19 protein-coding genes are annotated in these 20,704 nt (G+C 71.0%); 7 read left to right on the top strand and 12 right to left on the bottom strand.

Annotated elements, in window-relative coordinates:
* Nucleotides 1-39 precede the first annotated feature (39 nt).
* Together ACYVO6_RS16045 and ACYVO6_RS16050 are read right to left on the bottom strand one after the other, a co-directional pair.
* A complete protein-coding gene (locus ACYVO6_RS16045; RefSeq protein ID WP_461061705.1) occupies nt 40-1,503 on the bottom strand; it encodes a benzaldehyde dehydrogenase in 1,464 nt (487 codons plus the stop codon).
* A gap of 37 nt (nt 1,504-1,540) precedes the next feature.
* A complete protein-coding gene (locus ACYVO6_RS16050; RefSeq protein WP_461061707.1) occupies nt 1,541-3,061 on the bottom strand; it encodes a GMC family oxidoreductase in 1,521 nt (506 codons plus the stop codon).
* Between ACYVO6_RS16050 and ACYVO6_RS16055 the strand changes: the two genes are divergently transcribed.
* Together ACYVO6_RS16055 and ACYVO6_RS16060 are read left to right on the top strand one after the other, a co-directional pair.
* Complete coding sequence (locus ACYVO6_RS16055; protein WP_461061709.1) at nt 3,060-3,227, top strand: hypothetical protein; 168 nt, start codon at nt 3,060-3,062, stop codon at nt 3,225-3,227. The genes ACYVO6_RS16050 and ACYVO6_RS16055 overlap by 2 nt on opposite strands.
* A complete protein-coding gene (locus ACYVO6_RS16060; protein WP_461061711.1) occupies nt 3,227-4,165 on the top strand; it encodes an AraC-like ligand-binding domain-containing protein in 939 nt (312 codons plus the stop codon). Before ACYVO6_RS16055 ends, ACYVO6_RS16060 begins: the two co-directional genes overlap by 1 nt.
* Nucleotides 4,166-4,266: 101 nt before the next feature.
* On the opposite strand, the gene ACYVO6_RS16065 is transcribed toward ACYVO6_RS16060, so the two are convergent.
* Together ACYVO6_RS16065 and ACYVO6_RS16070 are read right to left on the bottom strand one after the other, a co-directional pair.
* Nucleotides 4,267-6,657, bottom strand: a complete 2,391-nt coding sequence (locus tag ACYVO6_RS16065; RefSeq protein ID WP_461061713.1) for an ABC transporter permease — start codon at nt 6,655-6,657, stop codon at nt 4,267-4,269.
* Nucleotides 6,654-7,346, bottom strand: a complete 693-nt coding sequence (locus tag ACYVO6_RS16070; protein WP_461061715.1) for an ABC transporter ATP-binding protein — start codon at nt 7,344-7,346, stop codon at nt 6,654-6,656. Before ACYVO6_RS16070 ends, ACYVO6_RS16065 begins: the two co-directional genes overlap by 4 nt.
* Before the next feature lie 225 nt (nt 7,347-7,571).
* Between ACYVO6_RS16070 and ACYVO6_RS16075 the strand changes: the two genes are divergently transcribed.
* Nucleotides 7,572-8,867 carry a sensor histidine kinase gene (locus ACYVO6_RS16075; RefSeq protein WP_461061717.1) on the top strand — a complete coding sequence of 432 codons (1,296 nt, stop codon included), beginning with the start codon at nt 7,572-7,574 and terminating at the stop codon, nt 8,865-8,867.
* Nucleotides 8,852-9,553: a response regulator gene (locus ACYVO6_RS16080; RefSeq protein WP_461061719.1), complete on the top strand. Its 702-nt coding sequence runs from the start codon at nt 8,852-8,854 to the stop codon at nt 9,551-9,553. The genes ACYVO6_RS16075 and ACYVO6_RS16080 overlap by 16 nt, the downstream gene beginning before the upstream one ends.
* 15 nt (nt 9,554-9,568) lie before the next feature.
* On the opposite strand, the gene ACYVO6_RS16085 is transcribed toward ACYVO6_RS16080, so the two are convergent.
* The 5 genes from ACYVO6_RS16085 to fabG form a co-directional block, all read right to left on the bottom strand.
* Nucleotides 9,569-10,363 carry an SDR family NAD(P)-dependent oxidoreductase gene (locus ACYVO6_RS16085; protein ID WP_461061721.1) on the bottom strand — a complete coding sequence of 265 codons (795 nt, stop codon included), beginning with the start codon at nt 10,361-10,363 and terminating at the stop codon, nt 9,569-9,571.
* Nucleotides 10,364-10,379: 16 nt separating this feature from the next.
* Nucleotides 10,380-11,588, bottom strand: coding sequence for an acetyl-CoA acetyltransferase (locus ACYVO6_RS16090; protein ID WP_461061723.1), 1,209 nt, complete (start codon nt 11,586-11,588; stop codon nt 10,380-10,382).
* A gap of 12 nt (nt 11,589-11,600) precedes the next feature.
* On the bottom strand, nt 11,601-13,037 hold the full coding sequence (locus tag ACYVO6_RS16095; RefSeq protein WP_461061725.1) for an OB-fold domain-containing protein: 1,437 nt from the start codon (nt 13,035-13,037) through the stop codon (nt 11,601-11,603).
* Nucleotides 13,037-14,287, bottom strand: a complete 1,251-nt coding sequence (locus tag ACYVO6_RS16100) for an acetyl-CoA C-acetyltransferase (RefSeq protein ID WP_461061727.1) — start codon at nt 14,285-14,287, stop codon at nt 13,037-13,039. The genes ACYVO6_RS16095 and ACYVO6_RS16100 overlap by 1 nt, the downstream gene beginning before the upstream one ends.
* Nucleotides 14,288-14,369: 82 nt before the next feature.
* A complete protein-coding gene (fabG, locus tag ACYVO6_RS16105; RefSeq protein WP_461061729.1) occupies nt 14,370-15,116 on the bottom strand; it encodes a 3-oxoacyl-ACP reductase FabG in 747 nt (248 codons plus the stop codon).
* A 129-nt stretch (nt 15,117-15,245) separates the two neighbouring features.
* Between fabG and ACYVO6_RS16110 the strand changes: the two genes are divergently transcribed.
* Nucleotides 15,246-16,472 carry an acyl-CoA dehydrogenase family protein gene (locus ACYVO6_RS16110; protein WP_461061731.1) on the top strand — a complete coding sequence of 409 codons (1,227 nt, stop codon included), beginning with the start codon at nt 15,246-15,248 and terminating at the stop codon, nt 16,470-16,472.
* Nucleotides 16,473-16,576: 104 nt separating this feature from the next.
* Here ACYVO6_RS16110 and ACYVO6_RS16115 read toward each other — a convergent pair whose 3' ends face one another.
* Entirely contained in the window at nt 16,577-17,056 is a 480-nt protein-coding gene (locus ACYVO6_RS16115; RefSeq protein WP_461061733.1) for a MarR family winged helix-turn-helix transcriptional regulator, read from the bottom strand.
* A 113-nt stretch (nt 17,057-17,169) separates the two neighbouring features.
* On the opposite strand from ACYVO6_RS16115, the gene ACYVO6_RS16120 reads away from it, so the two are divergent.
* Complete coding sequence (locus tag ACYVO6_RS16120) at nt 17,170-18,273, top strand: epoxide hydrolase family protein (RefSeq protein WP_461061735.1); 1,104 nt, start codon at nt 17,170-17,172, stop codon at nt 18,271-18,273.
* A gap of 9 nt (nt 18,274-18,282) precedes the next feature.
* Here the strand turns inward: ACYVO6_RS16120 and ACYVO6_RS16125 are convergent, their stop codons facing one another.
* Together ACYVO6_RS16125 and ACYVO6_RS16130 are read right to left on the bottom strand one after the other, a co-directional pair.
* Nucleotides 18,283-18,855, bottom strand: coding sequence for a DUF2889 domain-containing protein (locus ACYVO6_RS16125; RefSeq protein ID WP_461061737.1), 573 nt, complete (start codon nt 18,853-18,855; stop codon nt 18,283-18,285).
* The gene (locus ACYVO6_RS16130) at nt 18,852-19,676 is read right to left on the bottom strand and encodes an enoyl-CoA hydratase-related protein (protein WP_461061739.1); all 825 of its coding nucleotides are present in this window, start codon (nt 19,674-19,676) and stop codon (nt 18,852-18,854) included. Before ACYVO6_RS16130 ends, ACYVO6_RS16125 begins: the two co-directional genes overlap by 4 nt.
* Nucleotides 19,677-19,856: 180 nt before the next feature.
* Between ACYVO6_RS16130 and ACYVO6_RS16135 the strand changes: the two genes are divergently transcribed.
* Complete coding sequence (locus ACYVO6_RS16135; protein WP_461061741.1) at nt 19,857-20,660, top strand: FadR/GntR family transcriptional regulator; 804 nt, start codon at nt 19,857-19,859, stop codon at nt 20,658-20,660.
* Nucleotides 20,661-20,704: the final 44 nt, after the last annotated feature.

Consider the following 20,704-nt stretch of genomic DNA (forward strand, 5'->3'; position numbering starts at 1 on the left):
ATGTCGAAGCACGTACGTCCGACAGCGGCTCCCGGACGGCTAGAAGGGGAAGGCGTGCGCCTGCTCGCGGAAGGTGACCCACTGCCACTGGGTGAATTCGTCCCAGCTGCTCTGGGAGCCGAACCGGCTGCCGTTGCCGGAGGCGCCCGTACCGCCGAAGGGTGCGTACGCGTCGTTGTTCAGGGTCTGGTCATTGATGTGGACGATGCCGGTCCGCAGCCGTCGCGCCAGATCGCGGCCACGGTCCGGGGATCCCGTCTGCACCGCGGCGACCAGCCCGTACTCGGTGTTGTTGGCGACCGCGACCGCCTCCTCCTCGTCGCGTACGACGACGACCGGCGCCACGGGTCCGAAGATCTCCTCGCGGAACGCGGGCATCGACGTGGTCACGCCGGCCAGCACGGTGGGCTGGTAGAACAGCCCGTCGTACGAGCCGCCGGCCCTGACCTCGGCCCCCGCCCCGACGGTCTCCTCCACGATCCGGTGCACGTTGTCCCGCTGCCGCTCGTTGATCAGCGGCCCGAGGGCCACCTGCCCGGTGAACGGATCGCCCACCGGAAGTCCCTGCGCCCGCTTGGCCAGCCGGTCGAGGTATTCGTCGGCGACGGATTCGAGCACGATGTGCCGGCCCGCGGTCATACAGACCTGGCCCTGGTGCAGGAACGCGCCCCAGGCTCCCGCCGAACTGGCGATCTCCAGGTCGGCGTCGTCGAGCACGATCAGGGCGTTGTTGCCGCCGAGTTCGAGCGAGACCCGCTTCAACGTGCGCCCGGCCGTGGCGCCGACCTCACGGCCGACCGCCGTCGAGCCGGTGAAGGCGATCATGGCGACGTTCGGGTCCTCGACCAGCGCCGCGCCGGGCCCGGCATCCCCGGGCAGCACATGCAGCAACCCGTCGGGCAGGCCAGCCGCCTCGAACAGCCGCGCGACCAGCGTGCCTCCTGACACCGCCGTCTGTACGTCCGGCTTCAGCACGACCGCGTTGCCCAGCGCCAGCGCCGGCGCGACGGCCCGGACGGAGAGGATGAACGGGAAGTTCCACGGACTGATCACACCGACCACGCCGAGCGGCACCCGGCGGGCGACGCTCTCCCGGCCGGGCTCACTGGCCGGCAGCAGGTGCCCCCAGGGCTGGGTGGGCAGCGCCGCCGCCTCCCACAACTCCCCCAGCACCAGGTCGACTTCGAACGCCGCCTTGCCCGGCACCGCGCCGCCCTCGCGGACGAGCCAGCGCTCGAACTCCGCACGGTTGTCCGCGAGGACGGCGGCGGCCTTGCGGATCACGGCGGCGCGGGACGGGCCGGTCGCCGCGGCCCAGTCGGCTTGCGCCTGGACGGCTCGGGCGGTCGCGGTCGCCACGTCGTCGGCATCGGCCAGGCCGACCTGGGCCAGGACGGCACCCGTCGCCGGTTCGGTGCTGTCCAGCACACCGCCGTGGGCGGTGGTCCAGCCATTGCTGTAGATCTTGCCCTGCCAGGAAACGTCATCGAGAAGTTCGGTCATCGCGGGGTTCTCCTCAGCTTCGCGTGAGCTCGGATGGTCAGGCGCCGGGCCGGCGGATGAGGTCCGCTGCCTTCTCGCCGATCATGATCGTGGCGGCGTTGGTGTTGACGCAGACGAGCCTCGGCATGACCGAGGCGTCGGCCACCCGCAAGCCGTCCAGGCCCTGCACCCGCAGATCGGGCCCCACGACGGCCTCCGGCCCGACGCCCATCGCGCAAGTGCCGACCGGGTGGTAGTAGGTTCCGGTGCCCCGGGCGACGAACTCCCGCAGACCGGCCTCGTCCGTGACATCGGGTCCGGGAAGCACCTCGCGGGCACGCCAGGGAGCGAACGGTTCGGAGGCGGCGATCTCCCGGGCGACCTCGATGCCGTGCAGCAGCCGGCGCACGTCGGACTCCGCGCCCAGATAGTTCGGATCGATCAGCGGCGGCGTCTGCGGATCGGGCCCTGCGATCCGGATCGAGCCGCGTGCCTCGGGCACCGTGGCGACGCCGAAGGTGAAGCTGTTCTCCGGGGCCTGAAGCGTCGGCGGGTGGAACGGCAGGTGGATGAACATCAGCTGCATGTCCGGGCCCGCGAGGGCCTGGTCGCTGCGCCACAGCATCGACACCTCGGCATGGTTGGCGAGCCCTGGCGGGATGGGCCGGCTCGCCTCGTACACGATCCCGCACAGCGGATGGTCGTGCAGGTTGCGGCCGACACCGGGCAGGTCGTGCACGACCGCGACACCCGCCTGCTCCAACTCGTCGGCCGCGCCCACACCGGAGAGAAGCAGAAGCCGAGGCGAGTCGATCGTGCCCGCGCTGACCACCACCTCCGCATCCGCGTACGCGGTGACGACCTCGCCGCGGCGTTCGTACTCGACACCGGTGCAGCGTGTGCCGTCGAACAGCAGCCTGTGAGCGCGAGACTCCGTCGCGACCGTGAGATTCGGACGGCTGTCACGGACCGGGTGCAGATAGGCCGCCGCGGTACTCTGGCGGTGCCCCTCCGTGATCGACAGGTCGTGCCAGCCGGCGCCCTCCTGCTGTGCTCCGTTGAAGTCGTCGGTCAGCGGATGACCGGTCGCCGCCGCCGCGTCGAGGAAGACCTGCGACAGCGGATTCGGCTGCGCCGACGGAGCCGGACGCATCGGGCCGCCCTCACCCCGGTACTGCGGATCCCGGCCGCTGACGGTCTCCATGCGACGGAAGTAGGGCAGCACGGAGGCGTAATCCCAGCCGTCGCAGCCCGCCTTGGCCCACTCGTCGAAGTCCGCGCCGTGCCCACGCAGGTACACCATCGCGTTGATGCTGCTCGACCCGCCGAGCGTGCGCCCCCGCGGCCAGTTGTGGACCACCCCGCCAGTGCCGGGCTGGGGAACGGTGTCGTAGGAGTAGTCGACCTCCGTGCCCCACAGCGCGGGCCACGCGGGTGGCACGGCAATCTCGGGCGCGTCGTCGGCAGGACCGGATTCGAGCAGGAGAACGCGGGTGTCGTGATCTTCCGACAGCCGCGCGGCCAGAACGCAGCCGGCCGACCCGGCACCGATCACCACGTAGTCGTAACGAGCAGCCATGGCCACCACAGCCCACCACCTCTGGTTCGGCGATCCGGCGGGCCCCGTCGCCCGCGCGGTCAAAAACCTGCTACAGATTCTTGTCAGTCACGTTGCAGAGTTGTTGACTAATCCCGCCTGGGCCTTTGTCGTGCAAGGCCAAGTCTGGTGGGAGGACGCACAGTGATGTCGTCGACCGCAGGGACCGAACCGTCAAGCTCTCACCCGGCCGAACTCTGGCGAGAGCAGTTGGGCAGTGCTTTCGGCCGACTCACCCCGGAGGCCATTGGAGCGCGGGCCGCCCATGGGCGGATGGCCGGTACTCAGCTCGGGGCGATCGCGGCCTACCGGGTGAGCGGCACGCCGCAGGTTGTGCGGCGCACCCCAAGGGCCGTACGGCAGGCGCCGATCGACCTGCTCAAGGTCTGCGTGCAGTTGAGCGGGTACGCCACCGTGTGCCAGGACGATCGCGAGATCGCGATCGCGCCCGGGCAGATGGCGATCTACGACACCGGCAGGCCGTACCATCTGCGCCTGGAGCGGCAGTGGTCGTGCGCGGTCATGGCTTTCCCCCGGGGCGCGTTGAGCCTGCCCGAGCGCGTGGTCGTCACGTCGATGAACCGGGCCTATCCACTTGCGAACGGACCGGGCGCGGTGCTGTCCGGCTTCGTGTCCTCCGCGGTATCGCAGCGAGATTCGATCCCCCGGACATCCGCCGACCGGCTCGGTGAAGCAGGGCTGCATCTGGTGGCAGCGGCATTGAGCGACGCCGCCCCCTGTGGCGACGATGGCGCAGCGGACGCATTGCGGCTGCAGATCCTGAACTACATCCGAGCGCACCTCGCCGAACCGGATCTGACACATGCGCGGGTCGCCGCCGTGCACCACATGAGCGCGCGCACACTGCACCGACTGTTCGAGCACGAGTCATGCACCGTCACCGACTACATCCGATCTCGCCGCCTCGAAGCGGCGAAGTGTGACCTGGCCGACCCTCTGCTCGCCCATCGCAGCATCGCAGCGATCGCCGCCCACTGGTGCTTCGTCGGCCAGGCGCACTTCACCCGCGCCTTCCACGCCAAGTACGGCGTGAACCCCTCGGCTGCCCGTCGCGACGCCGCGTAGTCGCCGGACCTCGCGAGAGCCGCGCCGCCCCGCGGATCCGGCCACGAAGAAAGACCGTCGGCCGTGCCTCCGCCTGACGCAGCGCGGCGAGACAGAGCCGGCTACTCCGTCCGCAAAGCCGTCGCCGTACGCGTCCTGGCCGCCCAGCCCGCCGGGAGCAGCGCGCCCAGCAGCGCGATGGCGATCCCGGCCAGCCCCAACAGGACCAGCTGCGGGGTCTCGTACACCTCGAGGACCGACGGTGGCAGGTCGGTGCCCGCGGCGTGCCCCATCACGGGCAGCACAAAGCCGTGCAGCGCGAATCCTGCCGGTACGCCGACCAGTCCGCCGAGTACGCCGATCCCGGCCACCGAGGCGAGTACGAGGCTCACCGTCTGCTGCGGCGACATGCCGAGCGCCTTGCAGACGCCCAGGTCATGGACGCGCTCCCGGGTGTCGAGGACGACGGAGTTGAGCACGCCGAGGCCGGCCACGGAGACCAGCATGAGGGTGAGCAGCGCGGCCATCGCGTTCAGGATGAGGACGAGGTTGTCCTGTTCCGAGGAAGAGTTGGCGCTTGCGTCGCCGCCCAGGGGCTGTACCGCCGTGGCGAGATCCCGGGCGTACTCGGTGGCGGAGACGCCGGACTTCACCTCGACGAGGAACACTCCGGGTGCCGCCTTCGGGAAGTCGGCCAGCTCCGCGTGGATCTCCAGCTCGTCGTCCGAGGTGTCGAAGGCCTCGCCGACGATGCGCAGGGGCTGGGTGCGCTGCTCATGGGTCACCCGTATCGTGTCGCCGATCTCGGTGCCGGTCTTCTCCAGGAAGCGCGAGGGCACGACGACCTGCCCCCGACCGGTGATCCAGTGGCCGAAGATCATCTGGTAGGCGCCCGAGCGGGAGTCGCCCTCGTAGAGGCTGGCCTGGGCGATGCCGGAGACCCCGCCGACGGTGACGTCCACCTGGGTCTTGCCGTAGTACGAGGCGGTTCCGGACTGCGCCTCGATGGCGGCACGCACGCGTGCCGGGTCGGCGGCGGCCGGGGGCTCGGCCGTGCCCGGCGCGGGGGCGGGTCCGCCGCGCGTGACGGTCGGTCCGGTGCTGGTGAAGACGCTGACCGCCGCGTGGTTCTCGGGATCCTGGGCCTCGCCGACCGCATTCAGGGACGAGGTCAGGCCCACCGCGAAGGTCGCCGCGACCGTGCCGAAGGCCACCGCGAGCAGCATCGCGGCCGTACGGACCGGGTGGGCGAAGGGCGCGGCGAGACCGTACGTCACCGCGCGGGGCAGCGGCAGCCGGCCCGCCGCTCGGTGCGCCCACTGGCCGCGTCCGGTGCGGGGTGCGCGGCCGACGGCGATGGCCTCGACGGTGCGCAGCCGTCCGGCCCGCAGCGCCGGGACCAGTGCCGCGATCCCCACGACGAGCAGCGCAGCGACCGCCACGACGACGTCCACCCACCAGGCCACCGACAGGGAGGCGGTGCCGTACGCCTGCTCGGTGTCGTCCAACAGCGGTACGGCCAGCAGGTTGCCCAGGACGACGCCCAGGGCGATGCCCACGCCGGCCGGGATCAACGCCTGGGCGACATAGGCGCGGACGACCTCGCGCGGGGTGAAGCCGATGGCCTTGAGGATGCCGATCCTGCGCAGGCCGGTGCCGACCGCGCCGCTGACCACACTGCCGACGATGATCACCGACATCGCGATGCCCAGCACGCCGAAGGCGATCAGGAAGGGGATGGTGGGTGCCGCGCCCGCGTCGGCCGCGCGCTTGGTGTCCAGGTAGGACTGGGTGCCGAGGAGCGCTCCATCCGGTACGGCGGCGGCGAACTGCTTGCGGGCGGCGGCGATATGGCCGCCGGTGTCCGCGGAGTCGAGGCGGTAGAGCATCTGGCTGGTGACCGGGGTGTCCTTCGAGGCAAGTGCCTTGACCTGCACGGGAGTTGCCCAGGCGTCGGCGGACCGGCCGGCCGAGACGGCGATGCCGACGACGGTCACGGTCGGGGCGTCGGCAGCGTCCGAAGTCCTCAGCGTGGAGCCGAGCTTGAAGGCGGGGCCGGCGACCTGCGTGGTGAGCACGATCTCACCCGGCTTCGTCGGCCACCGGCCGGAGGACAGGTCCAGGTCGTCCACGTCGGCGTGCGGGGTGGAGCGCCCGGCCAGGGTGACGGGCCGCAGGTGGCCGCCGCCCGCGTCCACTGGGCGGATCGTCGTGACGGGGTACGGTCCCGCGGTCGCGGTGACGCCGTCCAGCCGGCCGGTGGCCTCCAACTGTGCCGTGGTCGCCTTCGCCGGGTCGTACTCCGCGGTGAGGTGCGCCCCGTTCTGCCGGGCGAAGGCCTTGTCGAAGGGTGCGTCCGCGGCGACCATCAGCGATCCGGCGACCACGGCCGAGGCCACGGCCATCATCACGGCCACGGCGATCACCACGGTCTGCACCCTGCGCCTGCCCACCCCGGAGCGTACGACCCGGGCAAGCGCGCCGCTGCCGAAGCCGATCGTCAGACGGCTCATCGGACGGCCTCCGCAAACGTGTCGAGGGCGAGATGACCGTCGACCAGATGAATCGTGCGGCTCGCGCACGCCTCCGCAAGGGCCAGGTCGTGCGTGACCAGCACGATGGTCTGCCCGCCGCGGTGCAGGTCCACCAGCAGTTCCCGTACGTCCTGGCCCGAGGCGGTGTCGAGCGCGCCGGTCGGCTCGTCGGCGAGCAGCAGCGCGGGCCGGTTGACCAGTGCCCGGGCGACCGCGACCCGCTGGCGTTCGCCGCCGGAGAGCCGGCCCGGGTAGGCGCGGGCGTGCTTGGTGATGCCCAGCACCTCCATGAGTTCACCGGCGCGGGCCGCCGCCTTGCGCCGCGCGGTGCCGGTCAGTTGGGCGGGGAGCTGGATGTTGTCGGCGACGGTGAGGTCGTCGAGAAGGTTGAAGAACTGGAAGACCATGCCGATCTGCTCGCGGCGGAACCGGGCCAGCGCGTGCTCGCTCAGTTGGTCGATCCGCCGCCCGGCCACGGTGACGGCGCCTTCGGTCGGCTTGTCCAGGCCGGCGACGAGGTTCAGCAGCGTGGACTTGCCGCTGCCGGAGGGACCCGTCACGGCCAGCGCCTCACCCTTCTCGACGGAGAGCGTGAGCGGTCCGAGCGCGGGCGTGCCAACGCTGTCGTAGCGCTTGGCCACGCCGTCCAGTTGGATCACCTGAGTCATGGGAGTCGACCGTCCTTCGGTTCGCTGCGGTTCGAGAAGGCCCGTTGCCGGGCCCAGCGAACGTAGGAGCGTGCGCTGTGGTGGCGCGTCGGCCGCGGCACCGACATCCGGCCCTCCCCGCGAACGACCCGGCCGCGGGGTCATCCCTGCGAAGTACGCCTACGGGACGGTGCTCTGGTCGCGCAGACGGACGCGGACCGGGCGGGAGAGCCACACAATGAGCCGATGGAGACGGAGGACCGGCGCGCCCGGCGTCAGCAACTGCGCGACGCGCTACGGCCGGAAACGAAACCCGCACCGCTGTCGCGGCGGGCGGTGCTCGTCGATGTGGCTCTTGCGGTCGTGCTGACCGTCATCGCGCTCCTCGTGGCGGCGGCGTATCCCGGCGACGGGCCGGTACACATCAACCCCGGCCCCGGCATCCCGGTCCCGCCCCGGCCGCCCGCACCCGGTCCGCGGGCCTTGGCGGAGGAGCCTTCCACCGCACCCTGGCTCCTGGTCGTCCTGTCGGCGCTGCCGCTGGCGGCCAGGCGCCGGTATCCGCTGGCCGCGTTCGGGGTCGTGATGGGCGCGGCGCTGGCCATCGGCGACGCCGTCTCCTGGATCAACGTGCTGACCATCGTCATCGGTGCGTACAGCGCCGTCATGTACAGCCGTTACCGGGTGGGGGCGATGGCCGGGCTGGTCATCGCCGCCGTGCTGGCGGGCTTCGCCTTCCGGGAGACGGATCCCATCCTTCCGGGCTGGTCGAGCCCGGCAGTCGTGCTGCTGATCGCCGGGGTGCTGGCCGGCCTGGTCCGGATCTGGCGCCGTCAGCTGGCGGCAAGCAGGGACCGGTACGCGCGGCTCCAGGAAGCCCAGGAGGAGGCCACGCGCCGGGCCGTCGAGGAGGAACGCGCCCGCATAGCCGCCGAGTTGCACGACGTCGTGACCCACAATGTGAGCGTGATGGTCATCCAGGCGGGCGCGGCGCGCAAGGTGATGGACGCGGCGCCGGAGCGGTCGAAGAAAGCACTGCTGGCGGTCGAGGCCGGAGGCCGCGCCGCCATGGCCGAACTCCGGCATGTGATGGGTCTGCTCGCCGGCCCGGAGACGGGCCGCCCCGACAGCCCCGCCGACGGCTTCGAACCGCAGCCCGGTCTCGGACAGCTGGACGCTCTCGTCGAACGGGTCCGCGCCGCCGGGACCCCGGTCGGCGTCGCGGTATCGCTGCCGCCGGACCCGCTGCCGCCCGGGGTGGAGCTGACGGCATACCGCGTGGTGCAGGAAGCGCTGACGAACACGATCAAGCATGCGGCCGGCGCCGAAGCGTCCGTCGTGATCGGTTACACCGGCGACTGTCTGGAGATCGAGGTCACCGACACCGGCGGCGCCCACGACTCCCCACCGGCGGAGGGCAACGGCCGCGGGCTGATCGGGCTGCGCGAGCGGCTGGCGGTCTACGGCGGCGAACTCACCGCCGGGCCGACCCTCGCCGACGGATACCGGATCAAGGCCCGGATTCCGTGGCGGATCGCGTGAACCGGCCGCCGCTGCGCGCGGTCATCGCCGACGACCAGGCCCTGGTGCGTACGGGATTCGGGATGATCCTCGCCGCTGACGGCATCGAGGTGACGGCCGAGGCCGCCGACGGGGCCGAGGCGGTCGCCGCCGTCCGGCGCACCCGGCCCGACGTCGTCCTCATGGACATCCGGATGCCGCGGACGGACGGCATCGAGGCCACCCGGCGCATCCTCGGCGGCGAAGGCCCGCAGGAGACGCGGGTCATCATCCTCACCACGTACGACCTCGACCACTACGTCTACGCCGCGCTCACCGCGGGCGCCAGCGGCTTCCTGCTCAAGGACGTCACCCCCGAGCACCTGGTGGCCGCCGTACGCCTGGTGCAGTCCGGCGACGCCCTGCTCGCGCCCACGATCACCCGTCGGCTGATCGAGCGCTTCGCCCACCGCGAAGAGGCCCGGCCCACCGGCCTCCACCGAGACCTGTCCGGACTGACCCCGCGCGAGCTCGAGGTGCTCCGCCTGCTCGCGACGGGCCTCAGCAACGCCGAACTCGCGGACCGGCTGCACCTCAGCCCGACCACGGTCAAGACACACATCGGCCGCATCCTGTCGAAGCTGGACCTCCGCGACCGCGTCCAGGCCGTCGTACTCGCCTATGAGACCGGACTGATCTCCCCGGGAGGCCCGGCCGGGACCGGCTGACGCGGCGTGCGTGGTTCACCTGTCGCGCAGGTCCGCCACATACGGCTGATGGGCCAGCAGTCCGCCGTCCACGCACAGGGTCTGCCCGGTGATGAACGCCGACTCTTCGGAGGCCAGGAACACCACCGCCGCGGCGATGTCCTCCGGACGTCCGAGGCGTGGCGTGAGGTGATGGCGCAGCATGGTCTGCCTGATCGACTCGTACGCCGCCCCGGTCTTCGCCTCGGTGACGATGAACCCCGGCGCGACGGCGTTGCAGCGCACACCCTGCTTGCCGTACTGCGTGGCGACGTACTGCGTCAGGTTGATCAGCGCGGCCTTGGAGGCGCCGTACGCGGGATTGCGCAGGTCGCCCGAAAGCCCGGACCCGGACGTGGTGTTGATGACGGAACCGCCCCCGCGCGCGACCAGGTGCGGCACGGCGGCCTGGATCGCGACCATCGTCCCGCGCAGGTTGATCCGCATCGTGTCGTCCCAGACGGCCGGATCGGCGTCCGCGACCGCGAGGTCCTGACGGGCGGCCAGGTGGGTGGCCGCCGCGTTGTTGTGCAGGATGTCGAGACCGCCGTACGCCCCAACCGCGGCCTCCACCATGGCCCGTACGCTCTCGATGTCGCCGAGGTCCACCAGGACGGCCGTCGCGGATCCACCGGAGGTGGTGATCTCCTCCGCCACCGCCTTCGCGCCGTCGAGGTTCAGATCGGCGACCATGGTGTGCGCGCCCTCGGCCGCCACCCGGCGCGCGGTGGCCGCGCCGATGCCGGAGGCGGCTCCGGTCACCACGGCGATCTTGTCGTCGAGTCGTCCCATTGCCGAACTCCCTTACTCAGCCGGTGAGTTCGCTGCCCACGACCGACACGAAGGAGACGCATTCGCCCGGTCCGCCGCCCAGGTTGTGGGTGAGCGCGAGCGAGCGTCCCTCGGCCAGGGTGCGCACGGTACGGTCCGGCGGTGCCTCGCCGCGCAGTTGGAGCCAGGCCTCGAACATCATGCGCAGGCCCGAGGCGCCGATGGGGTGGCCGAAGGCCTTCAGCCCGCCGTCCGGGTTCACCGGCAGCCCGCCGTCCAGGTCGAACTGCCCGCTGTTGACGTCCTTCCACGCCTGGCCGCGGTCGGAGAAGCCCAGGTCCTCCATGAGCACCAGCTCGGTGGGCGTGAAGCAGTCGTGGACCTCGGCGAGCGCGAGTTCCGTGCGCGGGTCGGTGATGCCCGCCTGCCGGTACGCCTCCTGCGCGGACGCCACGACCTCCGGGAAAGTGGTGAAGTCGTACTCCGGGTCCATGAGTCCGTCGGCAGGACCGGCGACAAACGACAGCGCCTTCACGAAGACGGGCTTGTCCGTGTACCTGTACGCGTCCTCGGCCCGCACCACGATCGCGGCGGCCGAACCGTCGGAGACCCCCGAGCAGTCGAAGACACCGAGCATGCCCGCGACAATCGGCGCCGACCGGATGCGCTCCAGCGGCACCTCCTTGCGGAACTGGGCGCGAGGGTTGCGGGCCCCGTTGACGTGGTTCTTCCAGGCGATACGGGTGATGACGTCCTTCATCTCGTCCTCGGCGAGCCCGTACTTGGCCGCATAGGCGGGGGCAAGGAGGGAGAAGTTGGCGGGGGCGGTGATCTCGCCCCGGCTGTCGTCACCGGCGCCCGGCATGGTGGTGCCCGAGAGCCCCGACATGCCGGAGTCCTTGAGCTTCTCCACGCCGACCGCCATCGCGACGTCGTACGCCCCCGAAGCCACCGCATAACAGGCGTTGCGCAGCGCCTCGGAGCCGGTGGCGCACATGTTCTCCACGCGTGTGACCGGCTTGTTCGGCAGGTGCAGCGGCCGGCTGAGGGCGAGGCCGGAGACACCGGACGCCTGGGTGCCGAACCAGAACGCGTCGATGTCGTCGAGCGTGATGCCGGCCGAGGTCACCGCCTCGCCGACGGCGTCGACCAGCAGATCGTCCGCCGAGCGGGTCCAGTGTTCGCCGAAGGTCGTGCAGCCCATGCCGACGATCGCGACACGGTCACGGATTCCGTGCGAGCCCATCTGCGTACCTCCTCAGTCTTTCTCTGGTCCGGCGCCGAACCGCATGGGACGGGCCTTCCAGAAGTAGTTGTGGACCCCGGCGGCGGTGACCGTGCGCCGGAAGGTCATCTCGACACGGGCGCCGATCACGGCGTCGGCCTCGGTGGCGTCGGTGAGCTGGCAGCGGAACCGGCCGCCGCCGTCGTAGTCGACGACCACGACGAGCATCGGCGGGCTCGGGGTGTGGGCGAGCCGGTCCACCGTGAAGGTGGCCACCGTTCCCTGTACGTGCTCCATCGGCTCGTCGGTCATGGCGTCGACGCTCCGGCACGACACGCACACCCGGTCCGGCGGCAGATGGCGCGTCCCGCACTTCTCGCAACGGGAGGCGATCAAGCCGTACTTCCAGCCATTGCGGCGGTGCGCGGGCGGGGCGTACGGGGGCTCGGGGTCCGGTCGGCGGGGCGGTTCGCGGTCGAGGAGCCCGCGCCAGGAGAGGTAGGTGGCGTACGGGACGGGGGCGCTGCCCGTGGCGATCTGCGCGGCCACCGGGCGGGCGGCACGGTGCGCGGGCAGGGCGTCGGTGGCGCGCAGCAGCAGGACTCCGGCGCCGTCGCCGAGGACGACGAGCGCGATGGTCTCGCCGGGCTGGGCACGGTCCAGGACATCGGCGAGGAGCAGTCCGGGCTGGGCGGTGCCCGCGTTGCCGATGGCCGCGGTGAGGTCTCCGGTCACCGCCTCGGGCCGTACACCTGCCGTCCGGCGCACCGCCGCACAGGCCCGGGCATGCAGGCCCGCGACCGCGAAATGGTCGACGGCGTCGGCGGTCAGTCCCGCGCGGTCGAGCGCGGCGCCGAGGGCCTTGCCGGCGAGGTCGACGTAGATCTCCTCGGCGAACCGCTCCTCCCAGACGCGGGAGGCGGGCGCGCCCGGCAGCCGCCAGCGGTCGAGGAGTTCGTCGCTGACGGTGTCGTGGGCGAGGAGTTCGGCGATGACCGGCGCCCCGTCCCGGTGCCCGCCGAAGACGAAGGCCGCCGCGCCGTCGCCGCCGGCGCTCTCGTCCGTACCGCCGGGCAGCCCGGTGCGCAGGTCGGAGAGGACCGCGAGAGTCGGAACCGGGGAACGGGCGGCGGTGACCAGGGCGCCGAGTCCGGAGCGTACGGAGCCGGCCATGTCGACGGCGAGTACGTGCTCGTCGAGGGAGAGCGCGGCGTGCACGGCGGTCGCGTTGGTCTTGTCGAGGTAGGCGGGTGCGGCGGTGGCGAGGAAGAGCTGGCCGACGCGGGGGCGCAGCCCGTCGGCGGTCAGGGCGCCGCGGGCCGCTTCGACGGCCATCGAGGTGGTGTCCTCGTCGTAGCCCGCGACCGAGCGGGTCCCCTTCGCCGCCCGGGTTCCGAGGGTGGCGGCGATGTCGGCCCGCGCGAGACGGTGGTGCGGCACATAGGCGCCGTATGCGATCAGTCCGGCCATCAGCGTCCTCCAAGAGCGTGAGTGGTGGTCGTCGGCCGTTCGAAGACCGCGGCAAGTCCTTGGCCGCCGCCGAGGCACATGGTCTCCAGGCCGTAGCGGGCCTCGCGGCGGTCGAGTTCGCGCAGCAGGGTGGCGAGGATGCGACCGCCGGTGGCACCGACGGGGTGGCCCAGCGAGATGCCGGAGCCGTTGACGTTGAACCGCTCGAAGTCGCCCTCGGTGAGGCCCCATTCACGGGTGCAGGCCAGCACCTGGGCGGCGAAGGCCTCGTTCAGTTCGATGAGGTCGATGTCGGCGAGCTTCAGGCCCGCTCTCTCCAGGGCACGGGCTGTCGCCGGGACCGGTCCGATGCCCATCGTCTCCGGGGGCACGCCCACGACGGCCCAGGAGACGAGCCGCGCCAGCGGACGCAGCCCCAACTCGGCGGCGCGCTCGGGATGGGTGACGATGCAGACCGAGGCGCCGTCGTTCTGACCGCTGGCGTTCCCGGCGGTCACGGTCGCCTCGGGGTCCTGGCGGCCGAGTACGGGTCGCAGTGCGGCGAGTTTCTCCAACGAGGAGTCGGGGCGCGGGTGTTCGTCCGTGTCGACGATGGTTTCACCTTTGCGCGCCCGTACGGTGACGGGCACGATCTCGTCGGCGAAGCGGCCCGCCCGCTGAGCCGCGACGGCCTTCTCGTGCGAACGCAGGGCGAGCAGGTCCTGCTCCTCACGCGGAATGCCGTACTCGCGGCGCAGATTCTCGGCGGTCTCCAACATCCCGCCCGCTACAGGGTGGTTGACCCCGCCGGAGGTGACCCGGCCACGGGCCAGCCGGTCGTGCAGGGTGGTGCCGGCGCCACGTACGCCCCACCGCACATCGGTGGTGTAGAACTCGGCCTGGCTCATGGACTCCACGCCACCTGCGAGAACGAGGTCACTGGCGCCGGTCTGCACCTGCATGGCCGCCGTGATGACGGCCTGCAGTCCGGATCCGCAGCGGCGGTCGATCTGGAGCCCCGGCACCTCCACGGCCAGTCCGGCGTCCAGGGCGACGACCCGCCCGATCGCGGGCGCCTCGCCGTTGGGATAGCACTGGCCCAGCAGGACGTCGCCCACGGCGCCGGGCGGCACTCCGGTGCGGTCAAGGACCGCCCGTACGACCGTGGCGGCCAGCTCGGCGGCCGTCACCTCGCGGAAGACCCCTCCGTAACCGCCGACGGGGGTACGCACGGGTTCGCAGATCACCGCGTCACGCAGGAGGGCGGGCATGGGGCGGGCCTTTCGGTTCGGGGGTACGGGACTTCAGGGGTACGGGTCTGGGGGGCGCCGATCGCAGAGAGCGGCGGGCGGCTCACATGTAGCGGCCGCCGGTCACTTCGAGGACGGCTCCGGTGAGGTAGCTCGCCATGTCGGAGGCGAGGAAGAGGACCACCTGGGCGACCTCGGCGGGTTCGCCCGCGCGGGCCATGGGGATCTCGGCCAGCTTCGCGTCCCAGGCGGACTGGGGCATCGCCTCGGTCATGGCGGTACGGATCAGCCCGGGCTGCACGGCGTTGACCCGGATTCCGGCTCCGGCCAGCTCCTTGGCCGAGGCCTTGGTGAGGCCGACGAGTCCGGCTTTGGCCGCGCTGTAGTTGGTCTGGCCGAAGTTGCCGACCTTGCCGGCGATGGAGGAGATGTTGACGATGCTGCCGCCGTGGCCGTGTTCGCGCATCGCCGCGGCGGCGTACCGGGTGCCGTTCCAGGCGCCGGTGAGGTGGACGTCCACGACGGCGCGGAAGTCGGCGAGGGCCATCTTGCGCAGGGTGGCGTCCCTGGTGATCCCGGCGTTGTTGACCATGACGCCGACCGGTCCGAAGGTGTCGGCGCAGTGCGCGACCAGGGCCGCGACCTCGTCCTCCTCGGTGACGTCGCAGCGCAGCGAGGTGGCGGTGACGCCATGTTTCACGAGGCGCTCGGCGGCCTCGGCCGCGGCCTCCTCGTTGATGTCGCCGATGACGACGGAGGCGCCCGCGCCGCCGAGTACGCCGGCGATCTCGTAGCCGATGCCCTGCGCGGCCCCGGTGATCACCGCGGCCCGGCCGTCCAGCAGTCCCATGTCGTCGCCCGCCCCGACTCGTCGCCAGTACTCGCTATTCCTCTAAAATAGATAACCTATTACGCTGAAAGTATCAACCAGGAGCCGACCGGCCGCCGACCGACCGCGCGGGCCCCGGCCGAGGAGGAGATGACGCAGGTGGACATCAGTTACCCCCCTCAGACGGAGGCGTTCCGTGCCGAGGTCAAGGCGTTCCTCGCCACTGCCCTGCCAACCGACTGGACCGGCATCGGCGCCCTCGACGAGGAGGCCGCCTGGGCCTTCGCCCGCGACTGGCGGACCCGGTTGGCCGAGCGCGGATACCTCTCCCTGACCTGGCCGGAACAGTACGGCGGTCGCGGCCTCTCCAAGCTCCACCAGGTCGTCCTGATGGAGGAACTAGCCCTGGCCGGCGTGCCGTTCGGGCTGCCGCAGGACACCTTCGGCGTCAAGATGCTGGCGAACACGCTGCTGCGCTGGGGCACCGAGGAGCAGAAGGCCCACTTTCTGCCGCGGATCCTGAGCGGCGAGGACACCTGGTGCCAGGGGTACTCGGAGCCTGACGCGGGCTCGGACCTGGCCTCGCTCACGACGCGCGCGGTGCGGGAGGACGAGGACTGGGTCATCGACGGCCAGAAGGTGTGGACGTCCGGCGCCCACCACTGCGACTGGATCTTCGTCCTGGCCCGCACGGACCGCGATGCCCCCAAGCACCGGGGCATCTCCTTCCTGCTGGTGCCGCTGCGCCAACCCGGCGTCGAGGTACGTCCGTTCCGCATGATGAGCGGTCAACTCCACTTCAACGAGGTCTTCTTCAGCGGTGCCCGCACCCGGGCCGATCTCGTCGTGGGCGAAGTGAACAACGGCTGGGCGGTCGCGCAGAGCCTGCTGGGCGTGGAGCGCGGGGAGGAGGCCGCGACCAACCCCCTCCTGTTCCGGGCGGAAGTCGAGCGGCTCGTCGAACTGGCCCGGCTCTACGGCAAGGACCAGGACCCCGTCATCCGGCAGCGGATCGCCTGGTGCTGGTCCAAGGTCGAGATCATGCGCTATCTCGGCTACCGGGTGCTCACGGGCTGGCTCAAAGGCGCGGAGCCCGGACCCGAGTCCTCGATCTCCAAGCTGTACTGGAGCGAGTACCACACCCAGGTCACCGACCTGGCGATGGACATCATGGGGCTGCATGGGCAGGTGCCGGTGGGGCGGGCGCCGTTGCGTACGTACCGGGCGGACGATCCCGGGGCCGCGAACTCCTCGGCTTCCTGGTCGACGACGTATCTGATCGCTCGGTCGGGGACGATCTACGCGGGGACGTCGCAGGTGCAGCGGAATATTTTGGCGGAGAGGGTGCTGGGGCTGCCGCGGGAGCCGAGGGTGTGATCCTCAGGTCTCACCCAGGATGCGGGGCAGCTCGTCCATCCAGTATGGACGCCGTAAGCCCAGCCACTCACTTTCACAACGCGCCCCAGGGCTTCGGGGCCCGGTCAGCGCCACGGCTCTTCAGGGGTGCCGGTTCGGCGGTCGTGGTGGTCCAGCAGCCTGGACAGTAGCTCGGTCAACCGCTGTCGCTCATCGGGGGAGAGCGGAGCCAGCAGTTCGTCCTGGCATTCGGCCAGCCGCTTCTCCAGTCGCCGCAGCTGCCGCTTGCCCGCGGCGGTCAGCGAGATGATGTTGCGCCGCCGGTCGGAAGGGTCCGGGGTGCGCTTGACCAGTTTGCTCTCGGCTAGCTCGTTGATCGTCGCGACCATGTCGCTGACGTGGATGCCGCTGCGGCGCCCCAGCGTGGCCTGGCTGGCCGGGCCGAACTCCTCCAGCGTCGCCAGCAGGCGGTAGTGGTAGCCGCGGGCGTGGACGGACGCGAACCCGTCGGCCACCAGGCGGTGCGCATGGTTGCCGGTCTGGGTGAGCAGCCAGCTGGGCAGGCCCCTCCAACTGGCGGACGTCTCCTCGGACGAGTTCTCCATGGGGCAAGTCTAGCGAATCGTTGGACGCACCTACGATTATTGGTATCGTTTGGGTGTTAAACGTTGGTCGCCCGAACGTTTAGGCGCCGAAGGAACCTTCTGGAGTTCAGACGATGATCAAGCCGTTCCGCATCGACATCCCCCAGGCCGACCTCGACGACCTGACCGACCGACTCTCCCGCACCCGCTGGCCCAACGAGGTCGCCGACGCCGGATGGGACTACGGCTTCCCGCTGGCGCGACTCAAGGAACTGGCCGAATACTGGCGCACCGACTACGACTGGCGCGAGCACGAGGCCAAGCTCAACGAGCTTCCGCACTTCACCACCGAGATCGACGGCCAGAACATCCACTTCGTCCACGTCCGGTCGTCGAACCCGGACGCGCTCGCGCTGATCCTCACCCACGGCTGGCCCGGTTCGTTCCTGGAGTTCCTCGATGTGATCGAGCCGCTGTCGCGCGACTTCCACCTGGTGATTCCGTCCATCCCCGGCTTCGGGTTCTCCGGGCCGACCCACGAGCGCGGCTGGGACGCCGTCCGGGTCGCCCGGGCCTGGGCCGAGCTGATGCGCCGCCTGGGGTACGAGCGCTACGGCGCGCAGGGCGGCGACTTCGGCGCGGGCATCTCCATCGGGCTCGGCGCGGTCGCACCCGAGCACGTCGCCGGGGTGCACGTCAACTACCTGCCGACCCGGCCGGACCCCGACGTCGAGGTGTCCGAAGCGGATGAGGCCCGACTGGACAAGGTCAGGCAGCTGATGGCGAACCGCCCGCCGTACCAGGCTCTGCAGGCGCTCACCCCGCAGACCATCGGCTACGCGCTGACCGACTCGCCGGTCGGCCAGCTGGTCTGGATCGCCGAGCGATTCGCACAGTGGACCGACCCCGCCACGCCGGTCAGCGACGATCGGATGCTCACCGACATCTCGCTGTACTGGCTGACCGCGACCGCGGCCTCCTCGGGCCGGTTCCACCACGACGCCCCGCGGGGGAACCAGCAGCCGTGCCGGATGCCGCTCGGCGTGGCGGTGTTCGCGCACGACATCACGCTGTCGGTGCGACCGCTGGCCGAGCGGCTGTACGACATCAGGCACTGGTCGGAGTTCGAGCGCGGCGGCCACTTCGCCGCGATGGAGGTGCCGGATCTGCTCGCCGAGGACGTCCGGGACTTCTTCTTTACCCGCATCAAGGATGACTACCGGGTCGCCACCCGCTAGGAGACACTCCTAAGGGCCCTCGAACACCTCGGCCTCCGGCACCGGCCGCGGCCCCACCCCCGGCCGCCACCCCGCATCCAGCTTCCGCAGCCCCACCCCACCAGGCGCCCAGATATGGCAGCTGTTCAGCACCCCCGCCGTGGAACGCGGGTCATCGGAGGGCCGCCCAGCCATTCGGAGCCCCGCGTTGGCCGAGATGCCCGCCTGGACCACGGCAGGGCCGAGCGCACGCGCCAGCTCGTACAGATGAGTACAGCCGGACACCCCACGAAACCGCTCCTGGATGGCCCGGTTGTACCCGGCAGCGACACTGAGCCCCACCAGCCCACCGAAGACCGGCGTGATCAGCGGGCACTCGGCGTGTGGAAACGTGTGCATGTCCGCATCGGCCGCCACGATGACCATGTCCGCCAGCCGGACCCGCACGGCGAGCACCATCCGGTGCACGACACCGGCGTCCGGCTCCGCCACCCAGGGCCGCTCGTCCCGCAGTTCGGCCTCGACGGAGATCTCGCCGCCGCCCTCGTCGTATGCGGTGACGCTGACCGTACGACGATGCAGCGGCACCTCGGCGCGCGTCACGACGACTCCTCCCCCAGCGCCGCCAGTTCTCCCAGCGCCGCGAACTCCGGCTGCCGCCGCTCGATGAAGCTGCGTACACCCTCCCGGTAGTCCGGTGCCCGCTTGGCCGTCGCCAGCAGCCGCGCCGCGGCGTCGCGGCTCTCGACGAAGGTCCTCGTCTGGTCGTCAGCAAGTTGTCGCTTGATGAGGGACATCGCGTACGGGCTGGCCGAGCGGGCCAGTTCGGTGGCGTACTCGAGTGCCGCCGCAACGAGTTCGTCGGGTTCGCACAGACGGTTGACCAGGCCCATCGCGAGCGCTTCCGTACCGCTGATCCGGCGCGAGGACAGCAGCAGGTCGCCGGCGTTCCCGTATCCGACGAGCCGCGGCAGGATCCAGGACACGCCGTCCTCCGCCACGAGTCCGCGCGCGCTGAAGGCGGCGGCGAACTTGGCTCCGGGCACGGCGAACCGCACGTCGCACATCACGGCCTGGTTGAAGCCGATCCCGGCGCAGGCGCCGTTGACGGCCGCCACGACGGGCTTCGGGAAGGTCATCGGCCGCGTGCGCGGCGGCAGTTGGTCGGTCGGCCAGGGCCGGGCCCCAGAGGACGCCCCGTCCAGCACGCTGATGTCCATGCCCGGACAGAAGCTGCGGCCCGCACCGGTGAGGACGACGGCCCGTACCGCCGGATCCGCTTCGGCGCGGTCGAACAGCTCGTTGTAGAGCAGCTCCATCTCCAGGGTCCAGGCGTTGTGCCGCTCGGGCCGGTTCAGGGTGAGCAGCATGACCCCGTCGCCGGTCAGTTCGGTGAGGATCACCGGGGTCGGATTCTCGGTCATCGAGGTCACTCCCGTGCGGCCCGTCAGGCAGCTGAGGCCATTATAGATAGATGAATCATCTATATATCACAGGGCGGTGATCACTCGCCTCTTGACCTGATACCCTCGGTGCACTAAGAAGATTCATTTTGCTATATCAGGCAAAGTGGACGGGATGATCACCAGCGAGGAGAGTCCGTCGTGGCCGAGGCAGCCGGCGCAGCAGAAGTACCCACCGTGCCCGTACCCTCCCGCGCACGCGTCGGGCGCCAGGTGCGTGTTCCGAAGACGGCCGAGCTGGTCGCCGGACATCTGCGCCGTCAGATCGTACGCGGCGAACTGAAGCCCGGCGACGCACTGCCGCCGGAGTCAGGGCTGATGGAGCAGTTCGGCATCTCCCGGCCGACGCTGCGCGAGGCCTTCCGCGTACTGGAGTCCGAGTCGCTGATCACGGTGCGCCGCGGAGCGCACGGCGGCGCCCGGGTGAGCGCGCCGGACGCCGAGGTCGCGGCCCGCTTCGCCGGTCTGATCCTGGAGTACCGCGGCGCCACCCTCGGCGACGTCTACCGCGCGGCGGCGATGATCGAGCCGCCCTGCGCACGCCAGCTCGCCGCCAAGCACACGGCGGCGGACATCAAGCGGCTGCGCGAGGCGGTGGCCGCCGAGAAGGCCGTACTCGACGATCCGCTCGCCCTGGTCGACGCCCAGGACGCCTTCCACGCCCTGCTGGTCGAGCTGACCGGCAACCAGACCCTGATCCTGCTCTGCGGCATGCTGCGCAACATCGTCGACCGCGCCAACGCCTCGTACACCGCTGCCGCCGTCGACACCGAGACCCAGAAGACCCAGGCCCTCAAGGGCCACCGTGCGCATGTACGGCTGGTGGGCCTGATCGAGGCGGGCAAGGCGGACGAGGCCGAGAAGCTGTGGCAGCGGCACATCTCCAGCGCGGACGACGTCGTCAACTCGGCGGGGCCGAAGACGGTCCTGGAGCTCATCGACTGACCGATAGATCCACCGACCAAGGGATTCACATCCCGCACACGGGC

This window comes from Streptomyces pseudoechinosporeus, from assembly GCF_054783935.1.